Source organism: Pseudomonas sp. stari2, assembly GCF_040760005.1.
GTDB lineage: Bacteria > Pseudomonadota > Gammaproteobacteria > Pseudomonadales > Pseudomonadaceae > Aquipseudomonas.
This window is the reverse complement of record NZ_CP099760.1, coordinates 1,275,006-1,295,436: the sequence shown is the minus strand read 5'-3', so window position 1 is coordinate 1,295,436 and position 20,431 is coordinate 1,275,006. Positions and strand designations below refer to the sequence as shown.

At 61.4% G+C, this 20,431-nt stretch carries 18 protein-coding genes; 7 read left to right on the top strand and 11 right to left on the bottom strand.

The window, feature by feature from the left end:
- Positions 1–10: 10 nt before the first annotated feature.
- Genes NH234_RS05750 through NH234_RS05735 form a run of 4 tightly spaced genes read right to left on the bottom strand, consistent with a single transcriptional unit; the run spans position 11 to position 4,796 of the window.
- Entirely contained in the window at positions 11–874 is an 864-nt protein-coding gene (locus NH234_RS05750) for an HlyD family secretion protein (RefSeq protein ID WP_085729686.1), read from the bottom strand.
- Positions 875–891: 17 nt separating this feature from the next.
- Positions 892–1,092 (bottom strand): DUF1656 domain-containing protein, encoded by a 201-nt coding sequence (locus tag NH234_RS05745; RefSeq protein WP_015096751.1) that lies wholly within the window; start codon positions 1,090–1,092, stop codon positions 892–894.
- Entirely contained in the window at positions 1,082–3,274 is a 2,193-nt protein-coding gene (locus tag NH234_RS05740; protein ID WP_085729685.1) for an FUSC family protein, read from the bottom strand. The genes NH234_RS05745 and NH234_RS05740 overlap by 11 nt, the downstream gene beginning before the upstream one ends.
- Before the next feature lie 10 nt (positions 3,275–3,284).
- Positions 3,285–4,796: an efflux transporter outer membrane subunit gene (locus tag NH234_RS05735; RefSeq protein ID WP_085729684.1), complete on the bottom strand. Its 1,512-nt coding sequence runs from the start codon at positions 4,794–4,796 to the stop codon at positions 3,285–3,287.
- 182 nt (positions 4,797–4,978) lie between these two features.
- Between NH234_RS05735 and NH234_RS05730 the strand changes: the two genes are divergently transcribed.
- From NH234_RS05730 to NH234_RS05720, 3 genes are all read left to right on the top strand, one after another.
- On the top strand, positions 4,979–5,947 hold the full coding sequence (locus NH234_RS05730) for a LysR family transcriptional regulator (RefSeq protein ID WP_085729683.1): 969 nt from the start codon (positions 4,979–4,981) through the stop codon (positions 5,945–5,947).
- A 597-nt stretch (positions 5,948–6,544) separates the two neighbouring features.
- Entirely contained in the window at positions 6,545–7,519 is a 975-nt protein-coding gene (locus tag NH234_RS05725) for a 2-hydroxyacid dehydrogenase (RefSeq protein WP_367255933.1), read from the top strand.
- A 136-nt stretch (positions 7,520–7,655) separates the two neighbouring features.
- Positions 7,656–8,165, top strand: coding sequence for a DUF2165 family protein (locus tag NH234_RS05720; protein ID WP_085729681.1), 510 nt, complete (start codon positions 7,656–7,658; stop codon positions 8,163–8,165).
- Between the two features lie 20 nt (positions 8,166–8,185).
- Here NH234_RS05720 and NH234_RS05715 read toward each other — a convergent pair whose 3' ends face one another.
- On the bottom strand, positions 8,186–9,088 hold the full coding sequence (locus NH234_RS05715; protein WP_367255931.1) for a DMT family transporter: 903 nt from the start codon (positions 9,086–9,088) through the stop codon (positions 8,186–8,188).
- A 139-nt stretch (positions 9,089–9,227) separates the two neighbouring features.
- On the opposite strand from NH234_RS05715, the gene NH234_RS05710 reads away from it, so the two are divergent.
- Positions 9,228–10,103 carry a helix-turn-helix domain-containing protein gene (locus tag NH234_RS05710; RefSeq protein ID WP_367255929.1) on the top strand — a complete coding sequence of 292 codons (876 nt, stop codon included), beginning with the start codon at positions 9,228–9,230 and terminating at the stop codon, positions 10,101–10,103.
- On the opposite strand, the gene NH234_RS05705 is transcribed toward NH234_RS05710, so the two are convergent.
- The 6 genes from NH234_RS05705 to NH234_RS05680 all read right to left on the bottom strand — a co-directional run bounded on the left by NH234_RS05705 (position 10,104) and on the right by NH234_RS05680 (position 16,405).
- Positions 10,104–12,533, bottom strand: coding sequence for a TonB-dependent siderophore receptor (locus tag NH234_RS05705; RefSeq protein WP_367255927.1), 2,430 nt, complete (start codon positions 12,531–12,533; stop codon positions 10,104–10,106).
- A gap of 103 nt (positions 12,534–12,636) precedes the next feature.
- Positions 12,637–13,626, bottom strand: coding sequence for a FecR family protein (locus tag NH234_RS05700; RefSeq protein ID WP_085729677.1), 990 nt, complete (start codon positions 13,624–13,626; stop codon positions 12,637–12,639).
- The gene (locus tag NH234_RS05695) at positions 13,623–14,189 is read right to left on the bottom strand and encodes an RNA polymerase sigma factor (protein WP_367255925.1); all 567 of its coding nucleotides are present in this window, start codon (positions 14,187–14,189) and stop codon (positions 13,623–13,625) included. The genes NH234_RS05700 and NH234_RS05695 overlap by 4 nt, the downstream gene beginning before the upstream one ends.
- Positions 14,190–14,193: 4 nt before the next feature.
- Positions 14,194–14,517, bottom strand: a complete 324-nt coding sequence (locus tag NH234_RS05690; RefSeq protein WP_085729675.1) for a DUF3325 domain-containing protein — start codon at positions 14,515–14,517, stop codon at positions 14,194–14,196.
- On the bottom strand, positions 14,517–16,103 hold the full coding sequence (locus NH234_RS05685) for a PepSY-associated TM helix domain-containing protein (RefSeq protein ID WP_367255923.1): 1,587 nt from the start codon (positions 16,101–16,103) through the stop codon (positions 14,517–14,519). The genes NH234_RS05690 and NH234_RS05685 overlap by 1 nt, the downstream gene beginning before the upstream one ends.
- The gene (locus tag NH234_RS05680; protein WP_085729673.1) at positions 16,100–16,405 is read right to left on the bottom strand and encodes a DUF3649 domain-containing protein; all 306 of its coding nucleotides are present in this window, start codon (positions 16,403–16,405) and stop codon (positions 16,100–16,102) included. Before NH234_RS05680 ends, NH234_RS05685 begins: the two co-directional genes overlap by 4 nt.
- 176 nt (positions 16,406–16,581) lie before the next feature.
- On the opposite strand from NH234_RS05680, the gene NH234_RS05675 reads away from it, so the two are divergent.
- The 3 genes from NH234_RS05675 (at position 16,582) to fecA (ending at position 20,422) form a co-directional block, all read left to right on the top strand.
- The gene (locus NH234_RS05675; protein ID WP_085730110.1) at positions 16,582–17,070 is read left to right on the top strand and encodes a sigma-70 family RNA polymerase sigma factor; all 489 of its coding nucleotides are present in this window, start codon (positions 16,582–16,584) and stop codon (positions 17,068–17,070) included.
- Entirely contained in the window at positions 17,067–17,996 is a 930-nt protein-coding gene (locus NH234_RS05670; protein ID WP_367255921.1) for a DUF4880 domain-containing protein, read from the top strand. The genes NH234_RS05675 and NH234_RS05670 overlap by 4 nt, the downstream gene beginning before the upstream one ends.
- Positions 17,997–18,088: 92 nt before the next feature.
- Positions 18,089–20,422 (top strand): TonB-dependent Fe(3+) dicitrate receptor FecA, encoded by a 2,334-nt coding sequence (fecA, locus tag NH234_RS05665; RefSeq protein ID WP_367255919.1) that lies wholly within the window; start codon positions 18,089–18,091, stop codon positions 20,420–20,422.
- Positions 20,423–20,431: the final 9 nt, after the last annotated feature.

Sequence of the window (20,431 nt, the reverse complement as noted above, 5' to 3'; positions counted from 1 at the left end):
CGCCAACGAATTACTCGACAGTTTCCTGTTTCACAACAACGGTGCAGGTAATCCCCGCCGCCAGCAGCACACCCTCCGGCACTTCATCGATGTGAATCCGCACCGGCACCCGTTGCGCCAGGCGCACCCAGTTGAACGTCGGGTTCACGTCGGCGATCAGCTCGCGGCTTTCCGGGTTGTCACGGTCGTAGATGCCGCGGGAAATGCTCTCCACGTGGCCCTTAAGGACTTCGCCGCTCATCAGCTGCATGTCAGCTTTATCACCGACCCGCACGTGAGGCAGTTTGGTTTCTTCGAAAAATCCGTAGACCCAAAAAGAATTCATGTCGACCACGGCCATTTTCGCTTCGCCGATACGGGCGTAGTCGCCGCGATGAACGTTGAGGTTGGTCACGTAGCCGTCCACCGCCGCCCGCACTTCGGTGCGTTTGAGGTTGAGTTCAGCGGCTTCCAGTTGCGCCTGGGCCTGTTGGTAATCGGCCAGTGCGGAGTCGGCGATGTTGCTGGCGTCGTCGCGGTTTTCCTTGGAGATCACCAGATTGTCGAGGTCGGCGCGGCGATGGGCGTTGACCTTGCGCATCTCCCAGGTGGCCTTGCGCGAAGCCACCAGTGACTGCGCCTGTTTCACCGCGAGGCGGTAATGCTCGGGGTCGATCTGCATCAGCAGATCACCTTTCTTCACCAACTGGTTGTCGCGTACCGGCACATCCACCACTTCACCGGTGACGTCGGCGGCGACGTTGATGATATCGGCGCGCACCCGACCGTCGCGGGTCCACGGGGTGTTCATGTAGTGCTCCCACAACGTGCGGCCGATCCACAGCGCCAGGGCCAGCACCAGCAGGGTCGCGAGCAGGCTGAAAAACTTTTTCATCGGGACAATTCTCAGACTCAACGGTAGACAGTCAGCGCCATCGCGCCGAACAGACAGGTAAACAGGCTCAGGCGCAGCAGCGCCGGGTGCCAGAAGAAGCGGTACAGATCGAACCCGGACAAGAACCGATCCAGCGCCCAGGCCAGTGCCGCGGCGATGAAAAACATCAGGGTCATGGTCGGCATGTACACGCCGTGGAAGGCGATTTCACGAGGCATGGGCAAGTCCTTCGGGCTTGGCGATGGCGTAGGCAGCAAGGGGCGATTGCGGGTCGAGCAATGAGGTGCGGATGAAGTGCAGGTAGCTTTTCACCCGCCGCAGGGCCGAGGTATCGAAGTGCGGCGCGAACGGTTCGTCAGTGGCGGCGACCCGGCTGATCGCGTGATCGACCGCCACCAGCGCACGTTCCAGATTGCTCGAATTCGGTTGCAGGAACAGGCGCACCAGCGAGCGCCCCATGACCCGGATTGCCTGGCGCCATGGCTGCGATTCGGCATAGGCCGGATGCACCGGCAGGATCGCCTGTTCCTTGCGCAGCTCGATGATCGCGTGGCCGACTTCCAGCACCACGAACATCCAGCGCAGCAGGTTTTTCTGCACCAGCGGCTGACCGGCCGCCAGACCGTAAGCCTGATGCATCAAGTCGCGGGTACGGCTTTCGAAACTCGACGCCAACCCCTTGAGTTTGCCGCTGATCGCGTAAACCACTTGCCCGCGCAAATCCTGTTCCAGACGCTGCCACAACCAGCGGCTGTTCGGCGGCAGAATGATCGCCCCCGCCGCCGCGCAGACCAGCATGCCCATGACCATGGCGATGTAGTCGTTGATGAAGGTGTAGGGGTTGTAGATGGTCAGGTTGTCCGGCACCGAACCGGTGCTGAAAAAGATCAGCAAGCCAAGACCGACACCGGCGTATTGCGGCCGCGAAGTGAGGAACGAGCCGAGCACGATCACCGGCGCAAGCATCACGCACAGCAGCGGGAAACCATCGATCCACGGGAAGATGAAAAACATTTCGACGAAGCCGATCAACGCCCCGAGGAACGTGCCGCACGCCATTTGAAACGCCATGCGTTTCGGGTTCGGCGTGGCGGCGGAAAGGCCCACGGTGGCGGCAGCGATCAGGGTCATGGTCGCACCGCTCGGCCACGCGGTGGCGACCCAGTAACTGCCGAGCACGACCAGAATGAACGCGGCACGAATCCCCGAAGCCGCTGCGGCCCACCAACTGGTCTGCGGGGTGAACGGCTCGTCCCAGCGCTCGCGTTCGTGGCTGTGATCGGCCAGCGAAGCGTGGGTCTGTGCATAACTGTGCAGGTCATCGACGAAGCGATAAAGCAGTTCATACGCCGTGTGGAAATCCAGCAGCTCGGCGTCGCTCGGATCGCTCTCTTGGAAGGCCGCCCGCAGACTGCGCACCCGCGTCGGCAAGCCTTCCTTGTAAGCCGTCAGCGCCAGCACCAGACGCGCCGCATCCGGGCTGGTCAGGGCGCGACCGCTGAAACCGTCGAGTACTTCGGCCAGATCCTGCAGACCCGGTTTGATCGCCGCTTCCACATGATCGGCACCGTTGCGGCGCAAGCGTTCGAGCAACTGATGCAAGGCGTTGAAACGGGTGGTGACGCCCATGAACTCGCTGTTCAGGCGACTGAGGCGACCGTTGCGCCGACGCATGTGCGGGTCTTCGAACACGGTCACGCTGCGCAGCCCTTCCAGCCCCACCGCTTCGGCGATAAAGCGCACGTTGCTGGCCTCGAACGACTCCGGTTTGCTGCGCCCGCGCAAGCCGTCGGTGACGAACAGGGCGAACACGCCGAAGCGCTGATACAAGGCGTTGCGCATCGCCGCGCTGGCGGTTTGCGGCAGGATCGCGGCGCTGACCAGCGTCGAGCAGAGAATCCCCAGCGAAATCTCCAGCACCCGCCACACCGCTGCCATGAACGCGCCATCGGGATGGGCGAGCGCCGGCAGGCCGACCATCGCCGCCGTATACCCGGCCAGCACAAAACCGTAGGCGCGGAAGTTGCGGCAACGGGCGGCGCCGGCCGAGCAGATACCGACCCAGATCGCCAGCGAGCCGAGGAACAGTTCAGTGTTCTGGGCGAATAGCGAAATCAGCGTGACCATCATCGCCGACCCGGCCAGGGTGCCGAGGAAACGATAGAAGCTCTTGGCGAACACCTGACCGCTCTGCGGCTGCATGACGATGAACACGGTGATCATCGCCGTGCGCGGTTGCGGCAGTTCCAGGCGCATCGCCAGCCACAGGGTCAGGAATGCGGCAATCAACACCTTGAAGATGTAGACCCAGGTCACGCCGTCGCTGCGCGCCCAGTCGAAAAAGCCCCGGCGCCATTCCAGGGAGTAGAGCCAGCGCAAAGGTGCGGGCAAGGGAGTCATTAAGGCTTGCTCAGTGGTCGAGGGCTTGAAGAAGGGCCGGGGTTTTCGGTGCGGCGGTCTGCTCGGCAGTCGGCACGTCCTTACCCGCGCCAAGACCGCCACCCAATGCCGTCACCAGTTCCGCATGGGCGCTCAAGCGCGCCGCCTGCACTTGCTGCTGAACCTGTTGCTGTTTGAACAGCAGGGTCTGGGCGTTGAGCACGTTGAGGTAATCGGTGAGCCCGCGCTGATAAGCGATCATCGCGATGTCGTAAGTCTTCTGCGCGGTAGCCACGGACTCGGCAGCGAATGTCTGCTGCTTGTCCATAGACTCACGGCGGATCAACTGGTCGGAGATGTTCTTCAGCGCATTGACCAGGGTCTGGTTGTAATGCGCGACGGCGATGTCATAACCCGCCGAGGCCTCACCGAGTTCGGCACGCAGTCGCCCGCCGTCGAAGATCGGCAGCGAGATCGCCGGCCCGACGTTGTAGTTGAGCTTCTTGCCGGTCAGGAACTCCAGCGCCCCGCCGCCGGTGGCCATGTAGCCGAGGCTGCCGACCAGATCGACGTTCGGGTAGAACCCGGCATGCGCGACATCGATCCCGCGCGCCTGCGCCGCCACTTGCCAGCGACTGGCGACTACGTCCGGACGCTGGCCAAGCAGCTCGGCAGGCAGTGCCGACGGCAACTTCAGCGCCGCGCCAAGCGACAGTGTCGGACGCTGCAATTGCGCACCGGCGCCCGGGCCTTTGCCGGCCAGCGCGGCGATCTGGTTGCGGCTCAGGGCGATTTCCTCGTCCAGCGCATCCAGTTGCCGATGGGTTTCCGGCAGCGGGGTTTCAGCCTGACTGACTTCGAAGTGCGTGCCGATTCCGCCGTTCAGGCGTTTTTGCGCCAGCTCGAGAATCTGCTGTTGCTGCTTGAGTGTCGCCGCGACGATGTCGCGCTGGGCGTAATGCAGCGAGAGCTCGATGTAGGCGCGCACGATGTTGTTCTGCAACTCAAGCTGCGCCTGACGCGCCTCGGCAGCGCTCATGTGCGCCAGATCGACCGCCCGCTCGGTGCTGTTGCTTTCACGACCCCAGAGGTCGAGGGCGTAACTGAAACCCAGCGCGGCGTTGTTGTCCCAAGTCGTGGTATTGGCCAGCTCACCGGGGCCGTAGAACTGGTCGGTCGGCCAGTTGTGGCGCTTGAGGGTCGACTCGCCGTTGATCTGCAACGACTCGGCGGCTTCGGCGACACCGGCCATGGACCGGGCCTGACGCACTCGCGCGGCGGCCATCGCCAGGGTCGGGCTGCCTTGCACGGCAAGGTCGATCCAATGATCGAGTTGCGGGTCGCCATAGGCTTGCCACCATTGGGCGGTGGGCCAGTTTGCGTCACGGGCGGCGTGGGCGATGGCCTCGTCGGTGGCCAGTTCATTGGCCTCCAGAGCCTTGCCCTGCGGGGCAATGCCTCCGGTTCCGATGCAGCCGCTGAGACCTAACGAAATAGCCAGAACACTGAGCGGCAAAAGCGCTCTGTTGATGCGACGCGGCACTGCTGCGAATTCCTGAGGTGGGAGATGTTTCGAGGTGGGCGCAATTCTAGGGGGCGCCCTGAACGGCGATAAGCTGGGTTTTCTGCGAATCTTTGTTACGGTTAACGAGATAATCCCTTGGTCGGGGGTCTCAGCCCCTGAAACTTCGTGTCACAATTTGCCATCTCCCTTGAGAGCACCCCATGGACACATTGCAAAACATGCGCGCCTTCAGTTGTGTTGCCGAAGCGGGTAGCTTCACCGCCGCCGCCGTGCAACTCGACACCACCACCGCCAACGTCTCGCGCGCGGTCTCCAACCTTGAGGCCCACCTGCAAACCCGCCTGCTGAACCGCACGACGCGGCGCATCGCGCTCACCGAAGCCGGCAAGCGCTACCTGCTGCGCTGCGAGCAGATACTCGCCTACGTCGAAGAGGCCGAAGCCGAAGCCAGCGAAGCCCACGCGCGCCCGGCCGGACAATTGAAAGTGCATACCATGACCGGTATCGGCCAGCACTTCGTGATCGACGCCATCGCCCGCTACCGCAAGACCCACCCGGATGTGACCTTCGACCTGACCATGGCCAACCGCGTGCCGGACCTGCTCGACGAAGGGTACGACGTGTCCATCGTCCTCGCTCGCGAGTTGCCGGACTCGGGCTTCGTCTCGCAACGCCTGGGCATCACCTACAGCATCGTCTGCGCCTCCCCGGCCTACGTGAAAGCCAACGGCTGCGCACAAAAACCCAGCGACCTGCTGAACCACGCCTGCCTGCGCCTGGTGAGCCCGGTGATCCCCCTGGAAAAATGGGCCTTCGACGGCCCGGACGGCCAGGAAATGGTCACCATCAACAGCTCACCGTTCCTGGTGAACTCCGCCGACGCGATGAAAACCGCGATCACCAGTGGGATGGGGGTCGGCGTGTTGCCGGTGTACGCCGCCATTGAAGGCTTGCGCAATGGCTCGTTGGTAAGAGTGATGCCGAACTACCGTTCGCAGGAGCTGAACCTGTATGCGATCTACCCGTCGCGGCAATATCTGGATGCGAAGATCAAGACCTGGGTCGAGTACCTTCGTGGGTCGTTGCCGGAGATTCTGGCGGGGCATCAGGCGGAATTGGCGGCTTATGAGATGAGTGGGAGTCTGGCGGGGGTTCGGGTGGCGAATTGAGTTGGTCCTCCTGAAATTGGTGTGATGTTGAGAGCGCCACCCCTCACCCTAACCCTCTCCCCGAGGAGAGGGAACTGACCGAGCTGTTTGGGAGAGGTACGCCGACGTGACATACCGAGGTGAATTCGGGTCTTAAAAAGCCCACATCCCGCACCTGCTTTGGCTTTGGCTTTGGCTTTCCACCACTCAACACAATGAGCGTTAGCTCGAGTACCGCTTTTGACGTGCTGGCCCCTTCGGCAGGCTGAGTGGAGGGATTCATCCGGGGGTGGGCGCGAAGCGCCGTTTGGCGAAGCCGAACAAACCGAGAGGAGGTGCAGCGAAGCAAACCGGAGGCGGTGCCCCCGGATGAGTCCCGGAACGAAGGAACACCGAGCCTAGGCGAGGTGCCGAACGCCGGGGCCCAGACCTTTGCTTCCTTTGGGGCGTTTGCCAAAGGGAGTCGCTGTAAGAGCGAAACCGCCAGCCGCAGCACCCGAAGCAACGGATATACCCCCAAAGCCCCAAAAGCCTGGTCGGCCCAGAGGCCGCCAAGACAACCCCAAACAGAAAATGTTAGCTTGCTTAGCATCAAGTCCAAAGCCGAGCCCAAAGCCAATGAAAAAAACAGTCCTGGCCTTCAGCCGCATCACCCCGCCCATGATCGAACGCCTGCAACAGGACTTCGAAGTCATCGTCCCCAACCCAAAAAACGGCGACGTCAACGCCCAGTTCAACGAAGCCCTGCCCCACGCCCACGGCCTGATCGGCGTCGGTCGCAAACTCGGCAAGGCCCAACTGGAAAACGCCGCAAAACTCGAAGTGGTCTCCAGCGTCTCCGTCGGCTACGACAACTATGACCTCGCCTACTTCAACGAACGCGGGATCATGCTCACCAACACCCCGGACGTCCTCACCGAAAGCACCGCCGACCTGGCCTTCGCGCTGATCATGAGCAGCGCCCGCCGCGTCGCCGAACTGGACGCCTGGACCAAGGCCGGCCAATGGCAGGCCAGCGTCGGCGCACCGCTGTTCGGTTGCGACGTGCACGGCAAGACCTTGGGCATCGTCGGCATGGGCAACATCGGCGCCGCCGTCGCGCGTCGCGGACGTTTCGGTTTCAACATGCCGATCCTCTACAGCGGCAACAGCCGCAAGACCGAACTGGAACAGGAACTCGGCGCACAGTTCCGCAGCCTTGACCAACTGTTGGCCGAAGCCGACTTCGTCTGCCTGGTAGTGCCGCTCAGCGACAAGACCCGTCATCTGATCAGCCATCGCGAACTGGCGCTGATGAAGCCGAGCGCGATTCTGGTGAATATCTCCCGCGGTCCGGTGGTCGACGAACCGGCATTGATCGAAGCATTGCAGAACCACCGCATTCGCGGCGCCGGTCTCGACGTCTACGAGAAAGAACCGCTGGCCGAATCGCCGCTGTTCCAGCTGAAAAATGCCGTAACCCTGCCGCACATTGGCTCGGCCACGAATGAAACCCGCGAAGCCATGGCCAATCGCGCGCTGGCCAATCTGCGCAGCGCCCTGCTTGGTGAGCGGCCGCAGGATCTGGTCAACCCACAGGTCTGGCGCGTATAAAAAATCGGGCAAGTGCTGTACGGCACTTGCCCGATCATTTATCCGGCACACATAACTTGCAATTGAACTGAACAACGAAACAGACACTGTCGCTATAGACTCTCCAGAAATTAAAACTTTCTGGAGAACATCAACTTTGAAAAGCCTGACCACCGATCAACTTGTCCGCTACAGCAAAGTCATACTCATGGCTTATATCAGCTTCTTCGGTCTTCTCGTGATGCACAGTAACTTCACCGACTATTCGTCAAACTATGAATATGTCGGGCACATCCTCAGCATGGACACAACCCAGATCAACGAAAACATACGATATCGGGCAATCACCTCACCCATGCTGCACCACCGCATATACTGGCTGATCATTACGTTGGAGGTAATTTACACCGTTTGCTGCCTGCTGGGCACTTATCATCTCTATCAGAAAATCAACGATTCAGCCGAAGCGTTCCACGAAGCCAAGAAACTCTCGCTCATTGGCTTGATGATCGCCATGTTTGTATATTACGTCGGCCTGCAAACCATCGGTGTTGAATGGTTCGACATGGACACTTCGCAAACATGGAATGCCAAGGACTGGGCCCGGCACATTGTCGATTTCATATTTCCGTTATTGATTTACATCGTCATGAAAGTTGAGCGCTGAACATTCAGCGCTCATGCGCATCAGGCCAGTTTGCCTTGAGTCGGCAGTATCGGTGCGCGGGGTTTGCGAAACACCAGCACATTGCCCAGCATCACCAGCACCAACCCCGCCAACGCCGGCGCCGTCCACTGGTAGCCTTCGGCAAACGCCGAAACGTTCAACGCCACCACCGGGAACAGCACCGTGCAATACGCTGCGCGTTCCGGGCCCATACGACCGACCAGGGTCAGGTACGCGGTGAAGCCGATCACCGAACCCGGGATGACCAGGTACAGCAGTGCGCCAATGTAGCGCGACGTCCATTCCATCTCGAACGGAATGCCTTTGGCCAGGCACCACACCGACAGCATCGCCGCGCCGTAGGCCATGCCCCAGGCATTGGTGGTCAGCGGTTTGAAGCCGGCCTTCTGTTGCAGGCTCGATAACATGTTGCCCGCCGAAAAGCACAGGGTGCCGCAGAGCGCCAGGCCGAGGCCGAGCAGGGTTTGGGGAGTGGCGTGATGCCCCGCCAGCTCCGGCCAGAACAACAGGCCCAGACCACCCAGCCCCAGCGCCCCACCCATCAACACATTGCGCGCGATGCGTTGACCGAAGAACACCCGCGCATTCAGGGCGTTCCACAAGGTCGCGGTGGAAAAAACCACCGCCACCAGACCGCTGGGAATCCACTGACTGGCGGTCAGGAAACACATGAAATTGACGCAGAACAGGCACAAGCCCTGCGCCACGCAGATCAAATGCCCGCGCCGGTTCATTGGTTGCAGGCGACGGCTGAGCAACAACAGCGCAAACAGCACCAGTGCGGCGAGACCGAAGCGATAGACGATCGACACCGGAATCGCCACCACGCCCAATTGCCACTTCAGGGCGATCCAGGTCGTGCCCCAGATCAGCACGGTCAACAAATACAACGACAGGTTCATGGCAGACACTCCTCGATTGGGTTTCAGTGTCCGCCCACGCCATCTACCCGCGCTTGCATAAACTTGCGCTTTTGTCGGGCCACAGGCTGGCAGCGCGAAACCCAGGGAGTAGGATGCAAGGCGTTGAAGAGAACCGATCATGGCCGCCATCGATACCTTGCAAGTCTTCCAAGCCCTCAACAACTCGCCCAATGCACGCCTCGTGCACAGCGCCGAGTTGGGTGACGGCCTGTCCGCTGCCTTGTGGACCAATCATCACGACGCGCAGGAGTACGAAGCGCCGAGCCATCACACCCTCTCCTGCTACATCGTCGGCGGCACCGGCACCTTTCGCCGTGGCGAGCCCGGCCACAAGGGCGGCCCGGACAAGCTGTGCATCCTGCCGGCCGATCACGAATCGGGTTGGGTCATCAACGGCGACATTCGCCTCGCTCACCTGTATTTCAGTGCCGAACAATTTGCCCTGGGCTGCGTCACGCTGCTGGATCGCGAGCCTCGGGAAATGCAGCTGCGCGAACAGACTTTTCTTGAAGATCCGCAGCAGGCCCAACGGTTTCGCCAGCTACTGACCTTGAACTGGGACGAGCCTGCCGAGCGCTTGCTGACCAGCAGCCTGGCCCACGAATTGATCAGCCATACTCTGTTGAGCCAGGTCGGCGTGCGTCAGGGCTTGCGTCTGAAAGGTGGATTGGCACCGCACCAGCGCCGGCAACTGGTGGAGTTCATCGACAACCAACTGGCCGAGCCGATCAGCCTCGGGCAACTGGCGGGGTTATGTGCGTTGTCGGAATACCACTTTGCGCGGATGTTCCGGGTGAGCTTCGGCTTGCCGCCACATCAATATGTGCTGGCGCGGCGTTTGAGCCGGGCGCGGGAGTTGTTGCGGGGCACAGCGTTGCCGTTGGGTGAGATTGCCCTGGCGTGCGGATTTGCCAGTGCCAGCCACTTCACCAACCGCTTTCGCCAGGTGCTGGGTGGAACGCCCGGCGACTATCGCCAGGCGTTTTTGCGCTGATCAGAACTCCAGCGTGCTCGACAAAGAAATCTGCCGCGAATCGCCCATCGACACGAAGAACCGGCTGGCCGCCGAAGTGTAGTAAGTGCGGTCGAACAGGTTCTTCACGTTGAGCTGGAACTTGACCTTCTGCCCTTCGAGTTTGGTGTCGTACGTGGCGAACGCATCGGCCACCGTGTAGCTCGGCAGCTCGAAATCATTCACCGCGTTACCCGCTCGCTCGCCGACATATCGCGCGCCGGCGCCGACCCGAAGTTGGTCGCCGCCGATTACGCTGCCGAAGTCGTAGACCGCCGACAGCGAGCCGCTATTCTTCGCCACGTTTTGCAGCTTGTTGCCTTTGTAGTCCGGATCTTCCGTGACCTCGGCGTCGGTATAGGCGTAGCTGCCGATCATGCTCCAGCGATCGCTGAGTTGGCCGGTCAGGTCCATTTCCAGACCACGGGAACGCACTTCACCGGCAGCGCTGTAGATCGTGGTCGGGCCTTCGGCGTTGGCCACCAGCACGTTGCGTTTCTTGATGTCGAACAAGGCAATGTTGCCGGTAACACGGCCCGGAATGTCGAGGCGTGCACCCAGCTCCCAAGACTTGGCTTCTTCCGGCGCGATGCTGCCGTCGAGCACGGTGCTGCTGCCGCTCAACGGGGCGATGGTCGAGTTCGGTTTGAACGACTCGGTGTAGCTGCCGTAGAACGACAACGCGTCGGTGTAGCGATACACCAGGCCCGCACGCGGCACCCACTTCTGACCGTTGTTGTCGGTATTGGCCTTGAACGGCACGCCTTTGCCGGCGTACTGGTCGTACTCCTGGAAGCGCCCACCGGCCACCAGAATCCACTGGTCGTTGAGGTGAATCGAGTCCTGCAGGAACACCGAATCACTGCGCAGCAGATCGGTCTGTGCACTGTCCGCCGGGCTGACGGTGGTGCCGGCGACTTCACGGCCGTACACCGGATTGACGTAGCTGAAAGTGCTCAGGCTTTTCTGGCGGATCAGGTCGGCGCGGTAGATCTTGCGGTACTCGTCGTCGACGCCGAACACCAGGTCATGCTGCATGCCCAGCACGTTGACCTTGCCTTCGAGGCTGGCGGTGGTGAAACGGTCGGTGCTGATCGCGCCCTGAGTGCCATCCATGCTGCGAGTCAGGGTGCCTTTCTTGGTGTCGATGGCCGTCACACGGACCTGACTGGCGTCATAGGTCTCGCGGTTCCAGCTGTAGCCGAAATGGGCTTTCCAGTCGTCGTTGAGTTCGTGGTCGGCCTCAAAGTGATAGAGGTCCGAGCGCCCTTCCATGTCGTTGAATTTCTCGTCTAGACGTTCGTTGCGCGAGATGTCCAGCGGATGGTTGGTGCGCGGATCGATCAGGGTGCCACGGTCGAACGGCGTCAGGAATTCCCGATGCTCATACGCGAACAACAGCTTGGTGCGCTCGCCGTACCAGGCCAGCGACGGCGCAATCAGACTTTCGCGGTGGGTACCGAAGTTGCGCCAGTAATCTTCGTCTTCATGGTCCAGCACCATGCGATACGCCAGATCGGAGTCCCCCAGCGCACCGGTGCTGTCGAAGGAACCACCGCTGCCGTTCTTGCCGTCGCCGTAGGTCGAGCCACGCAACGTCAAGGCGTTGTACTGGGTCAGTTCAGGCTTCTTGCTGACCATGTTGACCACGCCGCCCGGGTCCTGAATCCCGTACAGCAGCGAGGCCGGGCCCTTGAGCACTTCGACGCGATCCACGGTGGCGTTCATGCCACGGCCCTGCACCACCGGCATGCTGTCGCGCATGATCGAGCCGTTGCGGTTGTCGCCGAAGCCACGGGTCATCACCGAATCCTGGGTGCTGCCCAACGTGTTGCCCTGAGTGATGCCGCTGACGTTGGCCAGCGCATCATCGAGATTGCGCGGTGCCTGGTCGCGAATGACCTGGGCCGGGATCACGTTGACGGTCTGCGGGATTTCCTGAAGCGAGGCCGAGGAGCGCATCACCGAACTGGTTTCCGGTGGCTGGTAACTCATCGGCTGATCCATGACCGAGGTGATGTTCGTCGCGCCGAGGTTCAACGCGCCTGCGGTCGGTTGCGGTTCGAGGGCCAGGGTATGGCTGTCGGTGCGGCGGAAGGTCAGGCCGGAACCGGTGAGCAATCGTTGCAGCGCCTGTTCGGCGCTCATCTGCCCGTTGACCGCTGGCGCGTCGAGGCCGTACGGCGCTTCGACGGTGTAGACCACGCTCTGGCCGGTCACGCGACTGAAGTCGCTCAAGGCTTGCGGCAGCGGTTTGGCGGCCAGGGAAAAACTGAACTGTTTCTGTGGCTGGCTGCTGTTGCTTTCAGCGGCCTGCGCCACGCTCATCGGCAGCAACGCCAGCGCCGCAAAACTCAGCGCCGAGGCACCGAACCATTGTTTGACCGAACCCGATTTTGCCCTGGACTTCATTGCTCATGACCTGTGTAGAACCGCAACGGATGCGAATGACTCGCAGTTTCAGTCACTACACGGATGGCGTCGGGATTTACCTCATCACATTTTGAAAATATTTTCAGCGCAGGATGATCAGCTTGCCCAACACTTCATGCTGCTCGAATCCCAATACCCCTTGCAGCGAGGTCAACACGGCTTGTGGATCCTTGCTCGGAAAGCTGCCGCTGACCTTTCGCGCGCCCAGTTCGTCGTTGAGCAACACGATCCGTCCGGGGTAATAACGCCGCAGATCCTGCACCACATCGGCCAGTGTCGACTTGTAGTAAGTCAGCCAACCTTGACGCCAGGCCAGTTGCGCTTCGCTGTCCACGGCGTGCAGTTTTTCCGCGATGCCTTTGCCATATGCCACTTGCTGGCCGGCGGTGAGAACCTGCTGTTCGGCATCACGCGCCGCCGTCACACCGACGCGCCCGGACAGAACGGTGACTTGTGTGCCATGCGGTTGCAGACGTACTTCGAACTGCGTACCAAGCACCCGCGCCTGGCCCTTTTCGGCCTCGACCACGAACGGCTCGCCGGTGTGGGTCACGCTGAAAAAACCGGCGCCCCGACGTACCTGAACATGCCGTTCGCCATGACTGAAATCCACGGCGATGGCGCTGTCGGCGTCCAGTGTGACCAGGGACTGATCGGCCAAGGTCACGGTGCGGATTTCACCGGGTGCCGAAACGTAATCGGCGCCCAGATCATCGATCCAGCGCTGCGGCTGCCAACCGGTGCCGAGGCTGACCATCAACAACAGACAGGCCGCCATTGCCAGCGCTCCGGCCCAACGTCGAATCTGCGGACGGCGCGGCCGGTCCATCGCATTCAAATAGCCCTGCAGGGCGAACGCTTCTTCATCGGCTAGAGTGCGGGCCGGTCCCTCGCTCATTTCCCATACAACTTGCGCCTGGGCGTATGCCTCGGCGTGGGCCGGGTCAGCGTGCAGCCACTGGCTGAAAGTCACTTGATCACCGGTGCTCGGGCGGTCGTGCAGCAGGCTCAGCCAGGCGAAAGCAGCCTGCTCCTGAGCGGGCGTCGGGATGACGTGGTCGGTGTTGTTCACGGTGCTTTCCCTGGCAGGCGTGGCGCGGGTTCGCGCAGGCTGGCCTTGCAGGCCTCGAGGGCGCGCATCATATGTTTTTCCACAGCGCTTTGGGACAGGCCCATGGCCTTGGCGATTTCGGCGTACTTGCGCCCGTGGATGCGATTGAGCAAAAAGATCTGCCGCGTGCGTTCGGGCAACGCACGCAAAGCCGCTTCGACGTGGCGCAAATCGTTGCCCGCTTCGAGCGCCGCCTGCGGTTCGCTGGCACTGCTGTCCGGCTCATCCGGCTGCCAGCCTTCGTTGACCCGCACCCGCGCACCTTCGCTGCGCAAATGATCGATGGCGATGTTGCCGGCACAGCGCAGAAGATAAGTGCTGAGTTCTTCCACCTGAACGAGCGGCCGGCGCCAGAATCGCAAGAACAGATCCTGCACCAGGTCTGCTGCCGTCGCCCGGCAACCGACGCGGCGGTTCACCAACGCTTCCATCTGCGGACGCTGCGAGAGGAACACCTGAAGAAAATGTGCACGCGCACCACTCGGTTCGTCGTCGCGGGATTCAGGGGGGTGACCGATCAGCATTGCATCACCATACCCATGCGGCGACCGGCGTTGCCAACAGACTCAACGCCGCCAGCACCAATGCCAGTTTCGGTCGATAAGGCATCAGCAGCACCAGCACCAATGCGCTGAACATCAACACAGCGAACCAGTCGACCAGCCCGAACCCCCAGCCGTTGGCAGCCACGGCGACCCAGAGTGAAAGGCACAGCAGCAACCAACCGGCGAATTTCAGACTTTTTGCGCGTCGGGTGGAAGACTTGTGGCCCAGCAGCTCGTCGTGATGCCGCGGCATCGACAGACACAGCGACATGAATCCGGCGTAGCACAGCAACAACGCCAGCAGCATCAGTGGGTCCCCTGCTCAAGCGTGATCGGCCGGGGTGTTTCGCGAGGTGTTTTTTTCACTCGAACGGCGTGGTCTGCACACTGCATTTTCCAGGCAGCCCACGCCAGAAACAGACCGGCGCCGAGGCAGGTCAGGTCGAAACCGGCCAATGCCCAGTCACCCTGTTTCAACGTCACGCCGAGGTGATGCGAGGTGGTCAATGCGTTGAGCAACGGCACCGTGGTGAACAGCAATGCTGCCAGCGTCAATTGCTCGACCCAGGCTTTGCGACCGGGCCGGAGCAACGCATGCACGATGCTCAAACCCCAAGCGATGAAGAACGCGTTCACTTCCCAATTGGCCCGGCCGTCGAGGCTCAGTGGCAACAGACGGTTGGCCCAGAAGAACGCCGCAACCGCACTGACCAGCCCGACCATGCTGGCGATGTTCAGCACTTCGACCAGCCGCAACTCGAACGGCATGACCCCGGTCTTGGCATGTTTGAGCTGACGTTTGCCAAGCCAGATCACCAGTCCGGTACCGATCATTGCCGTGCCGGCCAAGCCGCAAATGAAATACAGCCAACGCAGCATCGGGCCGGCAAAGTGGCCGATGTGCAGACCATAGAAACTGCCAGCAATCGTCATCGGCAGCGGTTTGGCCGGGGTCGCACCGAGGATTTGCCCGGTCACGGCGTTGAAGGTCACGTCGCTGCCGTATTCGTAGGTGATCTTGTCGGAGCTGGCACGCGACACCTGCACCGAGGCATTGGCGTCGCCGGGATTGTTCACGGTCACCCGCGCTGCATGTCCGCCGCCCCAGTGCTCGCTCGCACGTGCCAGCAACGGCGCCATCACCGGCAACGTGGAGGGTACGCCTGCACGCTTCGGGGTCGGCGCTTCGGGAAACACTTCGTCGTAAAACGCACTGCGATCGTTGCCGTAGGACGCCAAAAGGCTCGCCGGCATAACCATCGCCATGAAGATCACCAGGCTGCTGTAGGTGATCATCAGGTGAAAGGGCAGCACCAGCACACCCACCGCGTTGTGCCCGTCGAGCCAGGTGCGCTGGCCTTTGCGCGGACGGAAGGTGAAGAAGTCCTTGAAGATTTTCTTGTGGGTGATGATGCCGGTAATCAGCGCGATGAACATCACCATCGCGGCACTGGTCGCCAGCCAGCGGCCCCATGGATAAGGCATTTGCAGCTGGAAGTGGAAGCGGTAGAAGAATTCGCCGCCGAAGCTTTTGCGCACAGGCACTTCGGCACCGGTCTGGGCGTCGAGGATTTTTTCGGTGAATCGGCCGCGCGCGCCGGGTTTGCCAGGGGCTTGCCAACCTACAGAGACCCTGGGCTCGCGCGCATCGGGAAGTGTGATCTGCCAACTCGGCGCGTCGGCCGCACGCTGTTGCAGGTAGGCTTGCGCCAGCGTCAGGCTCGATTCGGCATTGAGCGGGCGTGACGGGATTTCCGGCTGCATCCAGTGATTGGTCTCGTCCTTGAAATAGGCCAGCGTCCCGGTCAGGAAAATCGCGAACAGCAGCCAACCGAAGACCAGTCCGGTCCAGGTGTGCAGCCAGGCCATCGCCTGGCGAAAACCTTCTTTCATGCGTAACCCAGACCCCGAGCGGCGCCGGAGATCGTCGCCAGAATGACGCTCGGCACCAGCAAGCCGACCCACGCTGCCCAAGCGCTGCGGCAGGCGAAGCACCAGAGCACGGCTACCAGATAGACGAGGAACGAGACGGTCATGCCGGTGATGACCGCTTCGGCGCGGTTCAGCGGCAACCACAGGGTCAGCGTGACACTGGCCAGCGCCGCGACCAGATAGCCACCAAACACCGCCGCGAGTACCCGCGAAGTGACGGCCAGACGATAGGACATAGGGAGTGCGGCGGGTTTGGCTTTCATGTTTCGACCCTGAAACGGTTAACGTCCGGGAAACTGACCGAGACGACAGGCATGCGATATTAATGATAAATATTCTCATACGCAAAAGAGTCTGATTGCCGGCATGCATTCGCAACCCTACAATGCGAACCATTCTTGTTCTCTAACGCATCCCGCATGCGCCCGGAGTGATGCCGTTGTCGTCCGCCCATCCCGTCGAATCGCTGTATCAGGCCCATCACAGCTGGCTCACCGGCTGGCTGCGGCGCAAACTCGGCTGCCCGGACAGCGCCGCCGATCTGGCCCAGGACACGTTCATCCGGGTGCTGACCGCACGAGAACCACCGGTGATCATCGAGCCCCGGGCGTTTCTCACCACCCTGGCCAAGCGCGTGCTGTTCAACCATTACCGTCGCCAGGATCTGGAGCGCGCCTACCTCGACACCCTCGCGCAGATGCCGGAAGTGGTCGCGCCTTCGGAAGAAGAGAAAGCGATCATCCTTCAAACCCTGATGGAGCTGGATCAGTTGCTCGACGGTCTGCCGCGTGCGGTCAAACGTGCATTTCTGCTGGCACAGGTCGATGGCCTGACGTACCCGCAGATTGCCGCTGAACTGGGCATCTCCGTGGCCACGGTCAAACGTCATCTGAACAAAGCGGCAATGCGCTGCTACTTCGCCCTGTGAACCCGCCGATGGATTTTTCCGCACAGGTCGCCGAGCAGGCGGTGCACTGGCTGCTGGAAATGCAGCAGGGCCCGTTGAATCCGCGCCAGCAACAAGCCTGGCAACAATGGATCGACGCCCACAGCGAACATCGCCGCGCCTGGGAACACATTCAGCGGGTCAATTCGCGGTTGCGCGGATTGTCATCGCCTCTGGCCCATGCCGCGTTGAACGCGCCGAAGTCCAATAGCCGGCGTCAGGCGCTGAAGTTGTTGCTGATTCTCGGCGCCGGCTCGGCAGTTACCTGGGGAATGCGCGAGCACAATCCGTTGCCGTCACTGCTGGCCGAATACCGCAGCCCGATCGGTCAGCGGCGCAAGATTTCGCTTGGCGCAGGAGGCCAGTTGCAACTCAACACCGCGAGTGCGGCGGATGTCAGCGGTGACGGTCTGATCCGTCTGCTCGAAGGCGAAATGCTGCTGACCGCCACTCAATCCTTCGAAGTGCAAACCGCCCAATGCCTGCTGAAAACTCGAGGGGCGCGGATCAATGTTCGGCAGTTTGCCGACCGCACGCAGGTTGCGTTGTTTGAGGGTCGAGTCGAGTTGAGCACACAGGATCGCGCTCCGATGTTGCTGCCGGTCGCACGGCAATTGAGTTTCAGCGCCACCTCTGTCGGCGAAGCCGAACCGCTGGACGCCAACAGCGGCGCCTGGGCCGACGGCATGCTGGTGGCCGCGCACATGCGCCTGGGTGACTTCCTCGACGAACTCGGCCGCTATCGTCGCGGGCAGCTCAATTGCGATGCGAAAGTGGCTGACTTGTTGATCTCCGGGACTTATCCACTGGACGACAGCGAGCGGATTCTCGATCTGCTGGAAATCAGCCTGCCGGTAAAAGTGAAACGCTTTACCCGTTACTGGGTGACGGTCGAAGCCAAGGTTTGATCAACCGCAAAAATAAATGAGCCGTTTTTCAGATCTGGCGTGACAGAGAAGGAAAGCCCCCCCTTGATTCAACCTTCTCAGGACCGTCTTCCATGCACTCCAACCGCCTCACGCCGCTGGCCCGAACCCTGTGCAATCTCGTCCTCGGCGCCAGTCTGAGCTTCAGCGCCCTGCCCTTTGCGCAGGCCGCCGACACCAAGGCTTACCACATCGCCCCGTCGCCGCTGGAAAACGCCCTCAACCAGTTCGGCCGTGAGGCTGGTGTGCTGATCTCGTTTGGCTCGCAGGTCACCAGCGGTGTGAAAAGCCGTGGGCTGGAAGGCAACTACACAGCGGAACAAGGTCTGAACGCGCTGCTCCAAGGCACCGGCCTGCAAGCCCGCGCCGAAGGCGGCAATGCGTTCAGCCTCCAACCATCGAGCGATACGGCGCTGGAGCTGGACACCTCGAAAGTGGTTGGCGACTGGCTGGGTGAAGCCGCTCAGGTCAACGTTTTTGAACATCCCGGCGCTCGTGACGTGATCCGTCGCGAAGAATTCGAACGCCAGGGCGCAACCCAGGCCCGTGACGTGCTCAATCGTATTCCCGGTGTCAACGCCCCGGAAAACAACGGCACCGGCAGCCACGACATGGCGCTGAACTTCGGCATACGCGGCCTCAACCCGCGCCTGGCCGCACGTTCGACCGTTTTGATGGACGGCATTCCGGTGCCGTTCGCGCCTTACGGTCAACCACAGTTGTCGTTCGCACCGATCAGCATGGGCAACATGGACGCGGTGGACGTCGTGCGAGGTGGCGGCGCCGTGCGTTACGGCCCGCAAAACGTCGGCGGCGTGGTCAACTTTGTGACCCGGGCGATTCCGGACGAGCCGACCGTCAAGGGCGGATTCCAGACCGAAACCAGTCCATCGTCCAGCCATGACGGCTTCAAGACCAGCGCCAACCTGCTGGCCGGCGGCACCAACGAGAACGGACTGGGCGGTGCGATACTGTATTCCGGCACGCGCGGTGGCGACTGGCGCGAACACAGCGACACGGAAATCGACGACCTGATCCTCAAGGGCAAATACCAGCTCGACGAAGCCAACAGTTTCAACGCCATGGCCCAGTATTACGAAGGCAAGGCCGACATGCCCGGTGGCCTGAATGTCGCCGATTACGATGCCGACCCGTATCAGTCGACCCGGCCGAAAGACCAGTTCTGGGGCCGTCGCACGATGTTCAACTTCGGCTATCGCTACCAGGAAGATCGCCGCGAATTCACCGCCAACACCTTCTTCACCAAGACCCTGCGCAGCGGTTATCTGGATCAGGGCACGTTCCTGTCGCTGTCACCACGCGAATACTGGGTTCGCGGTCTGGAAACCCGTTTCGCCCAAGGCTTCGACATCGGCCCGACCAGCCATGAAGTCGGTGTCGGCTATCGCTACATCAACGAGGCCGGCCACGAGTTGCGCTATCGCACATCGATCGCCAGCAACGAATTCCCGACCACCAACAGCCGCAACGACCGCGACACTCGTGGCGGCACCGAGGCCAATGCGTTCTTCGTCGATGACCGGATCGACATCGGCAAGTGGACGATCACACCGGGCGTGCGCTACGAGATGATCGAATCGCAGCAGACCAACAACCTGACCAACGTCAAATACAAGGGCGACTACAACACCGCACTGCCGGCGTTGAACGTGCTGTATCACCTGACCGACACCTGGAACCTGTACGCCAACACCGAAGGTTCGTTCGGCAGCGTGCAATACAGCCAGATGCCCAACCGCGTAAGCAGCGGCGAAGTGAAACCGGAGAAGGCCCGCACCTGGGAACTCGGCACCCGTTACGACAACGGTGCGCTGCGCGCGGAAATCGGCGCGTTCCTGATCAACTTCGACAACCAGTACGAAAGCAACCAGACCAACGATTCGGTAATCGCCCGTGGCGAAACCCGCCATCAAGGCATCGAGACCAGCGTCAATTACGCGCTGGATGACTTGAGTCCGGCACTGGCCGGCTTCGATGTCTACGCCACTTATGCCTATGTCGACGCGACCATCCGCGAGGACGGTCCGAACAAGGGCAATCGTGTGCCGTTCTCGTCGAAACACAAAGGCACGATCGGCGTCGGTTACACCGAAGGGCCGTGGAAACTGAATCTGGACAGCAGCTTCCAGAGCGACCAGTTCGCCGACAACGCCAACACCTCGAAGGAAAGCGCCGACGGCAGCACCGGCAAGATCCCGGGCTACATGCTGTTCAGCAGCCGCGCCGGTTATGACTTCGGCCCGCAGCTGTCGGACCTGAACGTAGCAGTGGGGGTGAAGAACATCTTCAACACCCAATACTTCACTCGCTCGTTCGATGACAACAACAAGGGCAAGTATGTCGGTGAGCCGCGCACGGTGTATGTGCAGACATCCGTTGCCTTCTGATATCTAAAT